General features: G+C 64.1%; 13 protein-coding genes. 6 read left to right on the top strand and 7 right to left on the bottom strand.

Annotation, left to right across the window (positions count from 1 at the left end; all coding sequences use genetic code 11):
* Positions 1–135 precede the first annotated feature (135 nt).
* The 5 genes from xdhA to guaD all read left to right on the top strand — a co-directional run bounded on the left by xdhA (position 136) and on the right by guaD (position 7877).
* Positions 136–1683, top strand: a complete 1548-nt coding sequence (xdhA, locus tag PQQ95_RS16350) for a xanthine dehydrogenase small subunit (protein ID WP_408438414.1) — start codon at positions 136–138, stop codon at positions 1681–1683.
* The gene (gene xdhB / locus PQQ95_RS16345) at positions 1683–4136 is read left to right on the top strand and encodes a xanthine dehydrogenase molybdopterin binding subunit (protein WP_408438413.1); all 2454 of its coding nucleotides are present in this window, start codon (positions 1683–1685) and stop codon (positions 4134–4136) included. The genes xdhA and xdhB overlap by 1 nt, the downstream gene beginning before the upstream one ends.
* A gap of 126 nt (positions 4137–4262) precedes the next feature.
* Positions 4263–5276, top strand: coding sequence for a xanthine dehydrogenase accessory protein XdhC (gene xdhC / locus PQQ95_RS16340; protein ID WP_408438412.1), 1014 nt, complete (start codon positions 4263–4265; stop codon positions 5274–5276).
* 96 nt (positions 5277–5372) lie between these two features.
* The gene (locus PQQ95_RS16335; RefSeq protein ID WP_408438411.1) at positions 5373–6425 is read left to right on the top strand and encodes an adenosine deaminase; all 1053 of its coding nucleotides are present in this window, start codon (positions 5373–5375) and stop codon (positions 6423–6425) included.
* 105 nt (positions 6426–6530) lie between these two features.
* Positions 6531–7877, top strand: a complete 1347-nt coding sequence (gene guaD / locus PQQ95_RS16330) for a guanine deaminase (protein WP_408438410.1) — start codon at positions 6531–6533, stop codon at positions 7875–7877.
* A 124-nt stretch (positions 7878–8001) separates the two neighbouring features.
* Here guaD and PQQ95_RS16325 read toward each other — a convergent pair whose 3' ends face one another.
* A complete protein-coding gene (locus PQQ95_RS16325; RefSeq protein WP_408438409.1) occupies positions 8002–9246 on the bottom strand; it encodes an NAD(P)/FAD-dependent oxidoreductase in 1245 nt (414 codons plus the stop codon).
* Between the two features lie 106 nt (positions 9247–9352).
* On the opposite strand from PQQ95_RS16325, the gene PQQ95_RS16320 reads away from it, so the two are divergent.
* Positions 9353–10081: a class I SAM-dependent methyltransferase gene (locus PQQ95_RS16320; protein ID WP_408438408.1), complete on the top strand. Its 729-nt coding sequence runs from the start codon at positions 9353–9355 to the stop codon at positions 10079–10081.
* 82 nt (positions 10082–10163) lie between these two features.
* Here the strand turns inward: PQQ95_RS16320 and PQQ95_RS16315 are convergent, their stop codons facing one another.
* The 6 genes from PQQ95_RS16315 to PQQ95_RS16290 are packed head-to-tail and all read right to left on the bottom strand — an operon-like array spanning position 10164 to position 14781.
* Positions 10164–10610 (bottom strand): excinuclease ABC subunit A, encoded by a 447-nt coding sequence (locus tag PQQ95_RS16315; protein ID WP_408438407.1) that lies wholly within the window; start codon positions 10608–10610, stop codon positions 10164–10166.
* Positions 10611–10664: 54 nt separating this feature from the next.
* Positions 10665–11087: a signal peptidase gene (locus PQQ95_RS16310; RefSeq protein WP_408438406.1), complete on the bottom strand. Its 423-nt coding sequence runs from the start codon at positions 11085–11087 to the stop codon at positions 10665–10667.
* A gap of 34 nt (positions 11088–11121) precedes the next feature.
* Positions 11122–12351, bottom strand: a complete 1230-nt coding sequence (locus PQQ95_RS16305) for a beta-ketoacyl-[acyl-carrier-protein] synthase family protein (RefSeq protein ID WP_408438405.1) — start codon at positions 12349–12351, stop codon at positions 11122–11124.
* Positions 12348–13574 carry a beta-ketoacyl-ACP synthase gene (locus tag PQQ95_RS16300; protein WP_408438404.1) on the bottom strand — a complete coding sequence of 409 codons (1227 nt, stop codon included), beginning with the start codon at positions 13572–13574 and terminating at the stop codon, positions 12348–12350. The genes PQQ95_RS16305 and PQQ95_RS16300 overlap by 4 nt, the downstream gene beginning before the upstream one ends.
* Complete coding sequence (locus PQQ95_RS16295) at positions 13574–14299, bottom strand: 3-ketoacyl-ACP reductase FabG2 (protein WP_408438403.1); 726 nt, start codon at positions 14297–14299, stop codon at positions 13574–13576. Before PQQ95_RS16295 ends, PQQ95_RS16300 begins: the two co-directional genes overlap by 1 nt.
* On the bottom strand, positions 14296–14781 hold the full coding sequence (locus PQQ95_RS16290) for a hotdog family protein (RefSeq protein WP_408438402.1): 486 nt from the start codon (positions 14779–14781) through the stop codon (positions 14296–14298). The genes PQQ95_RS16295 and PQQ95_RS16290 overlap by 4 nt, the downstream gene beginning before the upstream one ends.
* Positions 14782–14785 lie beyond the last annotated feature (4 nt).

The raw sequence follows: 14785 nt of genomic DNA, 5'->3' as shown, positions 1-14785 counted from the left end.
TGCGAGTTGGGAAATCTTTTCAGGATAAGGTAATGCTATCTTCGGAACTGGATGGCGATCTACGTGCGCGAGGCCGGCTTTGGCGCGACCCCATGCGTAACGCGCGCCCGGTCCGCACTGTCTTCTGGATTCGCCATGACAACGCAAACCATCCGCTTTTATCACCAGGGGTCCGTCCGTGAGGTCGCGGGCGTCCCGGCGACGCGCACCGTGCTTCAGCACCTGCGCGAGGATTTGCATTGCACGGGCACCAAGGAAGGCTGCGCGGAAGGCGACTGCGGCGCCTGCACGGTGGTGATCGGCGAACTGGATGCCCAGGGCGGCGTCGCGCTGAAAGCCGTCAACGCCTGTATCCAGTTCCTGCCGACGCTGGACGGCAAAGCCCTTTTCACCGTCGAAGACCTGCGCGCCGCCGACGGCGCCCTGCACCCTGTCCAACAGGCCATGGTCGATTGCCATGGCTCGCAGTGCGGTTTCTGCACCCCTGGCTTCGTGATGTCGATGTGGGCGTTGTACGAAAACCAGCCGGCCGCCGCCGGCCTGCCCACTCGCGACGAGATCAACGCTGCGTTATCCGGCAATTTGTGCCGCTGCACCGGCTACCGGCCGATTGTCGACGCCTCGCAGAAGATGTTCGATTACCCGCACTACCCGCGCGTCACGCTGGACCGCAAAGCGGTCGCCGACACACTGCGCGACATTCGGCGACGCGACACCTTCGAATACAGCGCGCCCGACACACGCGGCGCCGACTTCGGTTCGCCCACCTTCCACGCCCCCGTCACGCTCGACGCGTTCGCCAGACTGCGCGCGGCGCATCCCCAGGCGCGCCTGCTGGCCGGCAGCACCGACGTCGGGCTCTGGGTGACCAAGCAGTTTCACGATCTCGGCGACATCCTGTATATCGGCAACGTCGCCGAGTTGAAGACGGTCGAGCGCGATGCGCAGACGCTGACGATCGGCGCCGCCGTTACGCTCGAAGACGCCTATGCGGCGCTCGCGGTCGATTACCCCGAACTGGCCGAGTTATGGACGCGTTTCGCGTCGCTGCCGATCCGCAATGCCGGCACGCTCGGCGGCAACGTCGCGAACGGCTCGCCGATTGGCGATTCGATGCCCGCGCTGCTCGCGCTCGGCGCCGAAGTCGTGTTGCGCCACGGCGCCAAAACCCGCGCGCTGAAGCTCAACGCCTTCTACCTCGGTTATCAGAAAACCGCGCTTGCGGCCGGCGAATTCGTCGCCGCGCTGCGCGTGCCGCGTCCGGCGCCTGATCTGCGCTTCCGCACGTACAAAGTGTCGAAGCGTTACGATCAGGATATCTCCGCAGTGTGCGCCGCATTCGCGCTGCACATCGGCGAAAACGGCGCGATCAGGGACGCCCGCATCGCGTTCGGCGGCATGGCCGCGACGCCTGAACGCGCCGCGCAAACCGAGGCCGCGCTGAATGGCGCAACATGGAACGAAAGCACCACGCGGCAAGCGATGAACGCACTCGTCGCCGATTACCAGCCGCTCACCGACATGCGCGCCTCGAGCGCCTATCGACTGAAGGTGGCGCGCAATCTGCTGTGGCGCTTCCACCTCGAAACGCGCGATGACGCGCCGCTCGCCCTCTTCGACGTGAATGCGTTCGCGTACGAAGCCGGCGTGCCGGACGCGGCCGTTGCGAAGGAGTCGTCGTGATGAACCGGACCGATGCTTTCGTCGAACCTGCTGCGCACCAGGCGGACAAGCACGCCGCCGTTCAGGAGAGCGAGACAGCGATCGGCGTCTCCTTGCCGCATGAATCGGCCGCGCTGCATGTCAGCGGCGAAGCCACCTACACCGACGACCTCCCCGAATTGCAAGGCACGCTGCACGCGGCGCTGGGGTTGTCGCGGCACGCGCACGCGCGGATCGTGTCGCTCGATCTGGATGCCGTCAGAAAAGCGCCTGGCGTGATCGCGGTGCTGACCGCCGAAGACATCCCCGGCGAAAACAACTGCGGCCCAGTGCTGCACGACGATCCGATTCTCGCGGTAGACGAAGTCCTGTATCTCGGCCAGCCGGTATTCGCGGTGATCGCCGAAAGTCATGAACTCGCACGGCGCGCCGCAGCGCTGGCCAAAAGCGATGACGTCGTTCGATACGAACCGCTCGAAGTCATCCTCATGCCCACCGAAGCAAAGGCACATAAGCAATTCGTCCTGCCGCCGCTGCATCTGAAGCGCGGTGACCCTGACGCGAAAATCGCCGCCGCGCCGCATACAATCCGCGGCACGTTCGAAGTCGGCGGTCAGGAACAGTTTTATCTCGAAGGGCAGATCGCGTACGCCGTGCCAAAGGAAATGGACGGCATGCTCGTCTACAGTTCGACGCAGCATCCGAGCGAAATGCAGCAGGTCGTCGCGCATATGCTCGGCTGGCCGGCGCATAACGTCGTGTGCGAATGCCGGCGCATGGGTGGCGGCTTCGGCGGCAAGGAATCGCAATCGGCGCTGTTCGCGTGCGTGGCCTCGCTGGCGGCGAAATTATTGCGCCGGCCGGTCAAACTGCGTGCCGACCGTGACGACGATTTCATGATCACCGGCAAACGCCACGATGCGGTCTACGAGTACGAAGCGGGCTTTGACGATAGCGGTCGCATCCTCGGCGCGCGCGTCGAAATCGCCTTGAGAGCCGGCTATTCCGCCGACCTCTCCGGCGCGGTTGCAACCCGTGCCGTCTGTCACTTCGACAACGCGTACTACCTGTCCGACGTCGACATCGTCGCGCTGTGCTGCAAGACGAATACGCAGTCGAACACCGCATTCCGCGGCTTCGGCGGCCCGCAAGGCGCACTGGTGATGGAAGTGTTGATCGACAGCATCGCGCGTCAATTACACCGCGATCCGCTCGACGTGCGGCTCGCCAATTACTACGGCATCGGCGAACGCGACACGACGCCGTACGGACAGCGCGTCGAAGACAACATCATCGCGCCGCTGACCGACGAGTTGCTTGCCACCAGCGACTACCGCGCACGCCGCGAAGCGATCGCCGCGTTCAATGCACATAGTCCGGTGCTCAAACGCGGCCTCGCGTTTTCGCCGGTGAAGTTCGGCATCTCGTTCAACGTGCCGTTTCTGAATCAGGCCGGCGCACTGGTGCACGTGTACAAAGACGGTTCGGTGCTCGTCAATCACGGCGGCACCGAAATGGGTCAGGGACTCAATACGAAGGTCGCGCAAGTCGTCGCAAATCAGTTCGGTTTGCCGCTTTCGCGCGTGCGCGTGACGGCGACCGATACGTCGAAGATCGCCAATACCTCGGCGACCGCCGCTTCCACTGGCAGCGACCTGAACGGCAAAGCCGCCGAAGCCGCTGCAAGGACCATTCGCCACAGGCTTGCCGAACTCGCGGCAAAACAGCTCGGCGGCACCGCCGACGCGGTGGAATTCGTCAACGGTGAAGTCTCGGTGAACGGCGGTGCAATGCCGTTCGAGCAATTGACCGGTGCAGCGTATCTGGCACGCGTGCAGTTGTGGTCGGACGGTTTCTATACGACGCCGAAAGTGCACTGGGACGCAAAAACGCTGACCGGTCACCCGTTTTATTACTTTGCATACGGCGCGGCGGTGTCGGAAGTGGTAATCGACACGCTGACCGGTGAATGGAAACTGGTGCGCGCGGACGTGTTGCACGACGCCGGCCAATCGATCAATCCGGCAATCGATATCGGTCAGGTGGAAGGTGGTTTCATTCAGGGTATGGGCTGGCTCACCACCGAAGAATTGTGGTGGAACCGGGATGGCCGCCTGATGACGCACGCGCCCTCGACGTACAAGATTCCCGCCGTCAGCGATACGCCTACGGCGTTCAATGTACGGCTTTATGAGAATCAGAACGTCGAGCCGACCGTGTTCCATTCGAAGGCAGTCGGCGAGCCGCCGCTGCTGTTGCCGTTCTCGGTGTTCCTCGCGATTCGTGACGCGATTGCGGCGGCGGTGCCGGACGCGGAAACCACCCCCTCATTGCGCGCACCCGCGACGCCCGAAGCGATTCTCGACGCGCTGGACGCGCTGCAATCGCCCGGGACGACGACGGAGCCCGCAGCAGGACAACCCGCGGAAGCGAAAGCGGAAATTGCAACCACAACCGCCACCACGCCGGTTTAGCAAACTGATAGCCGTTGAACGACGTTAAACAACTTAAAGCACAGGCCCGACGCGACACGAACGCGTTCCGCCACACTCAACCGGCCGCACGGACACCCCGCGCTGCCACGTATGGAGAACCGCCGGATGCAAGCCTGGCTACCTGACCTGCAACAACTGCTCGCGCACGGCGACGCCGCCGTGCTGGTGACGGTCGCACGCGTCGAAGGTTCGGCGCCCCGCGAAGCCGGCACCAAGATGATCGTCACGCGCGATTCGGCCAAGCACACGATCGGCGGCGGACACCTCGAATGGAAGGCCATCGAGACCGCGCGCCAGGTGCTGCGCGACGGCATGCGCTCGCCGCATATGCGCCGCCTCGAACGATTCGCGCTGGGCCCCAGTCTCGGCCAGTGCTGCGGCGGCGCCGTGATTCTCGCCTTCGAGCGCCTCGACATCGGCGACCTCGGCTGGATCACGTCGCTCGCAAAACGCGTGGCCGCAGGCCTTTCAACGGTGCGTAGCGTATCATTCGGCCCCGCACCGGATGCGGTGATGCTGTCCGACCCCGAACCGGGTGTGGATGCCTCCGATTGCCTGCTGTGGGACGGCGCAGGTTTCGACGACAGCGGCGCGCTGCTCACCGAAACCATCGCGCCAGGCGACTTCCAGGTCGTGCTGTTCGGCGCCGGTCACGTGGGCGCGGCGCTGGTTCGCGTGCTGGCCACGCTGCCTTGCGCCGTGCGCTGGGTCGACGAGCGCGACGCGCAGTTTCCGCCCGTGGAAACGCTGCATGCGCCGAACGTGAAGATCGATCCGAACGATGCACCCGACGAAGCCATCGACCAGGCCGCGCCACACACGTACTTCATCGTGATGACGCACAACCATGCGCTCGATCTCGAGTTGGCCGAGCGCATTCTGCGACGCGGCGATTTCGCGTTCTTCGGCATGATCGGCTCGCACAGCAAGCGCAAGCAGTTCGAACATCGGCTGGCTGCGCGCGGCATCGATCCTTCGCAGATTGCGCGGATGAAGTGCCCGCTCGGGGTTGACGGCATCGTCGACAAGTCGCCGGAGATCATTGCGATCTCCGCGGCCGCCCAGGTGTTGCAGGCCGTGGAGGCAAATGCGGGCGCGCACGCGGCGCAGACGGTCTGATTTGCCGCACAATCGACCTGCCGCCCCACCGCGATTGCATGCTGTCCTGCATCCCGCATCCGGCGCGAACCGACTCCAACGAACTCCTGACCGACCATGACTACAACGACCGTTACCCCTGCGTCACTCGCCGAGAAAACCGCTCGCGCACCGAAGGCCGAGTTGCACATCCATATCGAAGGCTCGCTCGAACCCGAGCTGATCTTCGCGCTCGCCGAACGCAACGGCGTGAAGCTCGCCTACGACTCGATCGAAGCCTTGCGCGCCGCCTACGCGTTCACCGATCTGCAATCGTTCCTCGACATCTACTACGCCGGCGCGAGCGTGCTGCTGCACGAGCAGGACTTCTACGACATGACGGCGGCGTACGTCGAACGCTGCCTCGCCGACAACGTGATCCACAGCGAAATCTTCTTCGATCCGCAGACGCATACGGAACGTGGCGTGCCGATTGCAACCGTCGTCGCCGGCATTGATCGCGCGTTGGCCGATGCGGAAAAGCGCGGCATGACGAGCAAGCTGATTCTGTGTTTCCTGCGCCATTTGTCCGAAGACGATGCGCTCGCCACGTTCGAAGAAGCGCGGCCGCTATTCGAGCAATACAAGCATCGCCTGATCGGCGTGGGTCTCGATTCGTCGGAGCGCGGCCATCCGCCTTCGAAGTTCGAACGGGTCTTCGCCAAGGCGCGCGCGCTCGGCCTGAAGCTGGTCGCGCATGCGGGCGAAGAAGGTCCGCCGTCGTATATCTACGAAGCACTCGATCTGCTCAAGGTGGACCGCGTCGACCACGGCGTGCGCAGCATCGAAGACCCGGCGCTCGTCACGCGCCTCGCCGATTCGCGCGTCGCGCTGACCGTGTGCCCGCTGTCGAATCTCAAGCTCTGCGTATTCGACGACATGACCAGACACACACTGAAGGACCTGCTCGACCGCGGCGTCGCCGTCACGGTGAACTCCGACGATCCGGCTTATTTCGGCGGCTACGTGAACGCCAACTATTTCGCCACCATCGACGCGTTGAAGCTCAACGATGCCGAGGTCTACACGATCATCCGCAACAGCTTCGAAGCGTCGTTCGTCACGCCCGAGCAACGCAGCGAACTGATCGCGAAGCTCGACGCGCACTGGCACCCAGGCGGCCCGCACTGACGGGCCAATGAATGGCAGCCGGCGGCGGCACGGGTTGTTTCAGACCCAACATCGAACTGCCGTCCGCGCTGCTTAGCTCCCCACAAATACGGAGACGGTTTTTCCATGACTCAAGCGACACAATCAGCATTCCGCGCACAACTGCTGACCTTCAACGGCGACCCCGCGCAATCGCCCAACGCGGCGGTCTTCAACGAGGACGGTTTGCTGATCGTCGAAGACGGCCATGTCGTCGCAGCGGGCGCGTATGCCGCGCTCGCGTCGCAACTCGCGCCGGGCACCCAGGTGCAGGAAATGCGCGACAAGCTGATCGTGCCGGGTTTCATCGATACGCACATCCACTATCCGCAAACCGACATGATCGCGTCGCCGGCCCCCGGGCTGTTGCCGTGGCTCGACACGTACACGTTCCCGACCGAGCGCCGCTTCACCGATCCGGCGTATGCACGCGATACCGCGAGTTTCTTCGTCGAAGAACTGCTGGCTTGCGGCACGACCACCGCGCTCGTGTATTGCACCGTCCACAAGGAATCGGCCGACGCCCTCTTCACCGAGAGCGAAGCGCGCAATCTGCGCATGGTGGCCGGCAAGGTGCTGATGGACCGCAACTGCCCCGAGTTTCTGCGCGACACCGCGCAATCGGGTTATGACGACAGCGCCGAGTTGATCGGCCGCTGGCACAACCGTGGCCGCCAGATGTATGCGCTCACGCCGCGTTTCGCGCCGACTTCGACCGAAGCGCAACTCGAAGCGTGCGGCGTGCTGGCGGGCAAGCATCCGGACATCTTCATCCAGAGCCACGTCGCCGAGAATACCGACGAGGTGAAATGGGTCGCCGATCTGTTCCCGGGCCACCGCAGCTATCTGGACATCTACGACCACTACGGGCTGCTGCGCCGCCGCGCGGTGTACGGCCATTGCATCTACCTCGACGAGGAAGATCGCAAGCGCATGGCGCAAACCGGCGCGGTGGCTTCGCACTGCCCGACCTCGAACCTGTTCCTCGGCAGCGGCCTGTTCGACTTCGACAAGGCCGACGAAGCCGGCATGCCGATCGCACTGGCAACGGACGTCGGCGGCGGCACCTCGTTCTCGATGCTGCAAACGATGAACGAAGCGCACAAGGTGGCGCGTTTGACGGGCCACCACCTGACGGCCACGCGGATGTTCTATCTCGCCACCGCCGGCGCGGCCGAAGCGCTCGATCTGGCCGACAAGGTCGGCACGCTGAAGCCGAAGTCGGAAGCCGACTTCGTCGTACTCGATCCGCAAGCCACGCCGCTGCTCGCGCGCCGGACCGCACGCACGGAATCGCTCGAAGAACTGCTGTTCGCGTTCGCGCTGCTCGGCGACGACCGCGCGATCTACGAAACGTATGCCGCGGGCAAGCGCGTGCATCGCCGCGACGACGTGCGTCAGCATGCACCGCGCGTGGCGAAAATCGCGGCCTGACTGGATCGCCAGCCTGCTTCTCTAGCGGACGCAGTCGATTGAAAAAAACGGCGCTTCTTTTCAGAAGCGCCGTTTTTATTGGCCCATGCGGAACTGGGAAATGTTCCGACGCATACAACCTTGATCAACGATGCGTGCACACCTCATGCAACGCATTCAAACGCCGCACCGGATCGGCGACATACGGATTCGTTTCGTCCCACGCGTAACCTGCCAGCACTGAACTGATCATGCGGCGAATCGAAGGCGTCTGCTCCGGATAGAAAATGATGTCCTGCAATTCACCCGTGTACCAGCGCTCGACAAAAGCGCGGAACGTATCGATCCCCTTGCGCAACGGCGCGTCGTAAGCGGTCGACCAGTCGACCTGTTCGCCGTCCAGTTGCCGGTTCAGCGTCTGGACCGCGAGATGCGCTGACCGCAACGCAATCGTCACGCCGGACGAAAACACCGGATCGAGAAATTCACCCGCATTGCCGAGCAACGCATAGCCCGGTCCATGCAGGCGCTCGACATTCGCCGCGTAGCCGCCGATATGGCGCACCGGCATGAGGAACGGCGCATTGCCGATCAATGGCCCGAGTGTCGGCTCCTGCTGGATCAGCGCGCGCAGTTTCGCGTCGCGCTCAGCGTCCGGCACATCGAGGAAACTGGCCTCCGCCACGCATCCCACCGACGACCGGCCGCCCGCCAGCGGAATCATCCAGAACCACACGTCGCGGCGTTCTGGATGCGTCGCCACGCAGATCTTGTTGCGGTCGGTCGCGCCGATCGGAATGCCATCGCGTACGTGCGTAAAGATCGCGGCACGTGTCGGCATGCGCGTGGGTGCTTCGAGGTTCAGCAAGCGCGGCAGCACGCGGCCGAAGCCGCTCGCGTCGAACACGAAGCGCGCGGCCACTTCATAGGCGTTATCCGCTTCGTCGATGACGTCGAGCACCGGCGTATCGCCGGGTTGCATCGCGCGGACCGTGTGGCCAAAGCGCACGTCGGCGCCCTGCTCCGCCGCGCAGCGGATCAGAATATCGTCGAACACCGCGCGCTCGACCTGGTACGTGGTGCCCCACCCCGGCGAATGCTTGTCGCGAAAATCGAACGCCGACGACTGGCCACGGTGAATGAAATGCGCGCCGTTCTTGTACTGGAAACCGGCTTCGACCACCGCCTGCAGCATGCCCGCCTCTTCCAGGTAGGCCATGCTTTGCGGCAGCAGACTCTCGCCGATCGAGAAGCGCGGGAAATGCTGGCGCTCCAGCACCAGCACCGAACGGCCCGCCCGGCGCAATAGCGCCGCCGCGACGGCGCCTGCCGGACCTGCGCCGATGATCGCTACGTCGACGGTAATGCGCTTTGACGAATGTGTACTCACGGTTGCCTCAATCGTTTGCTTGCCTGGAACAGCGTTACGCTGCATCCTTACTTCTCGTTACAATTACGCGTCGCAGCAAGAACGCCATTTCGCCGGGGAGCCCAGCGTGTCGCCATCCGAAACATCCAGTGTGCCTTTCGTGCCGGAAACGGCCTTCGGAATCTGGTTCCTGCGTACCTATACATGGGAACACCATGTGCTGCGGGTCGCGATCAACGACCTCAAACGCCTGATCGACGCGCCCTTGCCGGCCGCACCGGTCATCGTCGACGTGGGTTGCGGGCAAGGCATTTCGTTCCGCCTGCTTGCTGAGGCGTTCCAGCCGCGCCGCATTGTCGGCGTCGATTTTCACGAACCGTCACTGAGGCTTGCCGCCAATGCAGCCCAGGCCTGCCGCGACAAGCTCGCCGATATCGAACTGCTGCACGGCGACTGCGCGCACTTGCCGCTGCCCGATGCCAGCGCCGACATCGTGTTCTGCCATCAAACCTTCCACCATCTCGTCGAGCAGGACCGCGCGCTCGCCGAATTCCGCCGCGTGCTCAAACCGGGCGGCATCCTGCTGTTCGCCGAATCCACCGACGCGTACATCAAATCGTGGGTGATCCGGCTGCTGTTCCGTCATCCCATGCATGTGCAGAAAAGCGCCGACGGATACCTCGACATGATCCGCCGCGGCGGTTTCCGCTTCGAGCAGCGCAACGTCTCGCTGCCGTATCTCTGGTGGAGCCGCGCGAAAGACTTCGGCCTGCTCGAACGCCTCGGCCTGTACCGTCCGCAGCCTGGCAAGCGTCGTGAAACGCTGGTCAATGTCGCAGCCGTCAAGGCAGATTGAATCTCGTCAGGGCGGTGGCATGCCACCGCCCCGGTCAGCCTCACGGCGCCGCTATTTGCGCACGCTCAACACCACGCCGTGATCATTTACCGCGCAGCGTCACCACATCGCCCTTCAGCGCCACACCAGCAATCACCGCGCCCGCACCACACGTGAACTCCGTCGCGCTCTCCCGCACTTCGTTCTTGTAGTTGCTCTTGATGTTGATCACCGCATTGCCGCCTTCCTTGCGCGCGCGCTCCTGCAATTCGATCACGGCCGAGAGAAACACGTGCTGGCACGCTTCCAGGTCACTCTTGCCGAAGGCGTTGGTCTTCTTGTTGGTCGCGAATTCACCCATCGTCTTGACTACGGCCGGATGCCGCTGGCCCGCGAAATACAGTGCGATGTCGTCACTGACCTTGCCCGGCTCGCTCTGCAGCGCGGGCGCAACCGGATAGTTATCAACCGTGTCGCGAGCAAAAGCCTGCGTAGCGCTCAGCATGGCGAGCGAAGCGAACAGCGCGGAAAACAGCAGATTGCGTTTCATTGAAACTCCTGGTGGTTTTTTGTTGCTCTAGTGAGTTCTAAGATTCGATTCGACCTAGTGCGCTTCCAGCACGACAAGCTGGCCGCTCACGGCGATGGCGGCCGCGCTCGGGCTCACGCCGCACGTGAAATCGGTCGACGAGTTCGTCTCGGTGCTATGAAAACGCGTCGAGACGTCGATCACAGCATTGGCGTTGCGTGCCCGGGCCGCGGCGCGCAACTTCTGCACGGCTTCGGCCAGCGCTTCATGGCAGGCATCGTCGGGGTTCGATACCTTGCGCGCAATCCGCACCGAGTAGGACACGTCGCCCAACCTGGCGGTCACCGCCGGATGGCTCTGCTGGCCGAAATATACCGGCACGCCGCCACTCGACTGACCGCCGGCCGCCGCGAGCGGCACCGATTTCACGTCCGTGGCGCATCCCGCCTGCGTCAGCACTACGACTGCCAGCGCACCTGCTACAAAAACGTTTTTCATTTTTATTGCCCTCGTTTTTTAAATCGCGGCCAGTTCAACCGCCCTGCCACCCTTCAAACATCAGGCTTGCGCAACTGCCGCCGAACCCGAATGAAATCGACATCGCCGAACCGATGCGTGCGTCGCGCGTCGTGCGCACGAGCGGCATGCCGTCGACGCCCGGCTCCGGCGTCCCGATGCCCGCCGTCCCCGCGATGAAACCGTCGCGCATCATCAGCAACGTGTAGATCGCCTCGTGCGCGCCGCATGCCCCGAGGGGATGCCCGGTCATGCCCTTGGTCGACGAGAACGCGGGGATCTCGCCGCCGAATACGTCGATCAAAGCGCGCAATTCTTCGACGTCGCCAAGCGGCGTCGACGGTGCGTGTGTGTTGACGTAATCTGGGCGCCTGCCCGCTTCGTCCAACGCGCCGCGCATCGCCCGTGCGATGCCGGCCGCATGCGGCGTGACCATACCCGCGCGATCCGTGCAGTCGCCGAAGCCGGTCAGTTCGGCGTAAATGCGGGCGCCACGCGCCAACGCGTGATCGAGCGCTTCGAGCACCAGCACGCCGCCGCCCGAGGCAATCACGAAACCGTCGCGCGCCGTATCGTAGGGACGCGAAGCGTGCTGCGGCGTGTCGTTAAAACCGCGCGACAACGCCCCCATCGCGTCGAACATCAGCGTCATGTTGTCGTGCAACGACTCGCTGCCGCCGGCCAGCACGATCTGCTGGCGGCCGGTCTGGATCAGTTGCATCGCCTGCCCGATGGCGAGCGCCGACGTCGTGCAGGCCGACGACGGCGAATAGCTCACACCCTCGAGTCCGAACACCTGCGCGACGTTGGCCGACGCGGTACTGCTCATCGCATGCGGCACCGTATACGGCGGCACTTTATCGACGCCGCGTGCATTCGCAATCGACATGGAGACGTCGTAACTCGACATCGTGCCGACGCCCGAACCGATCACCGTGCCGGCGCGCGGCGAACGCAATGCGGCAGGATCGAGCCCGGCGTCGTCGATCGCCTTGCGTGCGGCGTGGCACGCAAAGCGCGCGGTGTCGCCCATGAAGCGTTCGAGCTTGCGCTCGAACGGCGGCTCCTGCGCGACCGATGCAACGCCCGCCACCTGCGAGCCGAAACCACGCTCACGCCACGCGTCGATCCGTTCGATGCGTGAGCGGCCCGCGCGCAACGCGGCGGACACGTCGTCGAGCGTATTGCCGAGACACGACACGATCCCCATGCCGGTGACGACCACGCGTTGCAGCAGCACGCTCATCGAACGCGCCTGAAAATCAGCGACGTGTTGATGCCGCCGAACGCGAAGTTATTGCTCATCACGTGTTCGGCGTCGATCTCGCGTCCGGCGCCGACGATGTAATCGAGCGGCGCACAGGCCGGATCGACGTTCTCCAGATTCAAGGTCGGCGCATACCAGTTGCGCTTCATCATCTCGATGGTCCACCACGCTTCCAGCGCACCGCATGCGCCGAGCGTATGCCCGACATAGCTCTTGAGCGAACTGATCGGCATGCGCGCGCCGAAAGTCTGTGCGGTTGCATGGCTTTCGGCGATGTCGCCACGATCCGTGGAGGTGCCATGCGCATTCACATAGGCGATCGCTTCGGGCGGCAATTGCGCGTCTTTCAAAGCGAGCTGCATGGCGAGCGCCATGGTTTCGGCGGTCGGCTGGGTCATGTGCGCACCATCCGAATTGCAGCCGAAGCCGACGATCTCCGCGTGAATCCGCGCACCGCGCGCCACCGCATGCTCGTATTCTTCGAGCACCAGCGTGGCCGCGCCTTCGCCGACCACGAGACCGTCGCGCGCGGCGTCGAACGGACGCGGCGTGAGATGCGGCTCGTCGTTGCGCGTGCTGGTCGCGTACAGCGTGTCGAACACGGCGACTGCCGGACCCGACATTTCTTCCGCGCCGCCCGCCAGCATCAGCGTCTGCTTGCCGGTCTGGATCGCTTCATACGCGTAGCCGATGGCCTGGCTGCCCGAGGCGCATGCGCACGAGGTCGGGATGATCCGCCCTTTCAGATCCCAGAACAGGCTGACGTTGACCGCCGTGGTATGCGGCATCATCTGCACGTAGCTGTTCGACGTGACGTCGCTCATCGAGCCGGTTTCAAGCATCGTGCCGAAGGCGCGAATCGGCTGCACCGAGCCCGACGACGAACCGTAGGCGACGCCCATGCGGCCGTCCTTGATGCTGACGTCGTCGGCGAGACCCGCATCGGCGAGCGCCAGTTCGCTCGCGCGCACCGAATACATCGACACCGGTCCCATCGAGCGGGTTTTCTTGCGCGGATAATGCGCCGGCGTCGTGAAACCCGGCAACGGACACGCGAGCCGCGTATGCAGCGACTCGAAGTAATCCCACTCGGGCATCCGGCGCACCGCGTTCACACCGCTCCTCAGCCGCGCTTCGATGGCGTCCCAGTCGTCGCCGAACGCCGTGACGCCCCCCATGCCGGTAATGACGACGCGCTTCATCACACCATCCCGCCGTTGACGCCGATCACCTGACGCGTGACATACGAGGCTGCATCCGACATCAGGAAGCTGACCACGGACGCCACTTCGGCAGGCTGGCCGACGCGGTTCATCGGCACCGTCTTCAATGCGTGCTCGAGCGGCATCTCGTCGAGCATGCCGGTATCGATCAAACCCGGCGCGACACAATTGACGGTGATGTTGCGCGTCGCCAGTTCGACGGCGAGCGCCTTGGTCGCGCCGATCAGACCGGCCTTCGCCGCGCTGTAGTTGACCTGCCCGCGATTGCCCATCACGCCGGAGACCGACGCGATGGTCACGATGCGCCCGCCCTGCTTCGCCCGCACCATCGGCATGGTCAACGGATGGACGACGTTGTAGAACGAGTCGAGGCCGGTCTCGATCACGATGTCCCAGTCTTCTTCGGTGAGCGCGGGAAATGCGCCGTCACGGGTCACCCCCGCGCTGCATACGATGCCGTAGTACGGGCCGTGCGCCGCGACATCCGCTTCGAGCACGTCTCGGCACACGGCGCGCTCGCGCACATCGAATTGCAGCACGCGCGCCGTGCCGCCTTGCGCGGCGATGCCCGTTGCGACGGCTTCGGCTTCAGTGCGGCCCGTGCGGCAATGCACGGACACCGCGAAGCCGTCGGCGGCCAACTTGTACGCAATCGCACGGCCGATGCCGCGGCTTGCACCGGTAACGAGAACACGCCGGCTCATGAATTGAAACTCCCTTCAATGAATGACTGAAAATCGCGCGGCTGAAAAACCTTGATGACGGCCTCGGCGCAACACACGTCGCCATGATGGATCGTGCATTCGTAGGCGCCGTGGCCTTCTTCGCTGCGCAGTAATTCTGTTGCGTGGATCAGCAACTGGGCGCCGCCGGCGAACGACGCCTGCAAAGCCCGATAGCTGCGCGAGCCGAGCAACACGCCGGGACGCGCCCGGCCGCCGCCGCGCATGGCCAGCAGCGCGACGTGCGCCGCGATGGCCTGCGCCATCAACTCGATGCCGATCCATGCGGGCATCGCACCGTCGGCGTCGGCATACCAGGCGTCGGCGTGGACGGTGGCGCGCGCGCTCAGCGATTCTTCGCTGAAGGTGTTTACGGCATCGATCAGCAGCATGGTGCCGCGATGCGGGATGATCGCTTCGATCGGTTGCAGGACGAGATCCTGAATGGAGGGCGTCTGGGTCATCGCG

The sequence above is a fragment of the Paraburkholderia caffeinilytica genome (genome assembly GCF_046030355.1).
GTDB classification, from domain to species: Bacteria; Pseudomonadota; Gammaproteobacteria; order Burkholderiales; family Burkholderiaceae; genus Paraburkholderia; species Paraburkholderia caffeinilytica_B.
The sequence above is the reverse complement of the archived record's forward strand: the minus strand, read 5'-3'. Positions and strand labels throughout refer to the sequence as shown.

Coding starts and splice junctions, on each gene's coding strand:
- xdhA (WP_408438414.1), top strand. CDS start 136: ATGACAACGCAAACCATCCGCTTTTATCACCAGGGGTCCGTCCGTGAG.
- xdhB (WP_408438413.1), top strand. CDS start 1,683: ATGAACCGGACCGATGCTTTCGTCGAACCTGCTGCGCACCAGGCGGAC.
- xdhC (WP_408438412.1), top strand. CDS start 4,263: ATGCAAGCCTGGCTACCTGACCTGCAACAACTGCTCGCGCACGGCGAC.
- PQQ95_RS16335 (WP_408438411.1), top strand. CDS start 5,373: ATGACTACAACGACCGTTACCCCTGCGTCACTCGCCGAGAAAACCGCT.
- guaD (WP_408438410.1), top strand. CDS start 6,531: ATGACTCAAGCGACACAATCAGCATTCCGCGCACAACTGCTGACCTTC.
- PQQ95_RS16315 (WP_408438407.1), bottom strand. CDS start 10,610: ATGAAACGCAATCTGCTGTTTTCCGCGCTGTTCGCTTCGCTCGCCATG.
- PQQ95_RS16310 (WP_408438406.1), bottom strand. CDS start 11,087: ATGAAAAACGTTTTTGTAGCAGGTGCGCTGGCAGTCGTAGTGCTGACG.
- PQQ95_RS16305 (WP_408438405.1), bottom strand. CDS start 12,351: ATGAGCGTGCTGCTGCAACGCGTGGTCGTCACCGGCATGGGGATCGTG.
- PQQ95_RS16300 (WP_408438404.1), bottom strand. CDS start 13,574: ATGAAGCGCGTCGTCATTACCGGCATGGGGGGCGTCACGGCGTTCGGC.
- PQQ95_RS16295 (WP_408438403.1), bottom strand. CDS start 14,299: ATGAGCCGGCGTGTTCTCGTTACCGGTGCAAGCCGCGGCATCGGCCGT.
- PQQ95_RS16290 (WP_408438402.1), bottom strand. CDS start 14,781: ATGACCCAGACGCCCTCCATTCAGGATCTCGTCCTGCAACCGATCGAA.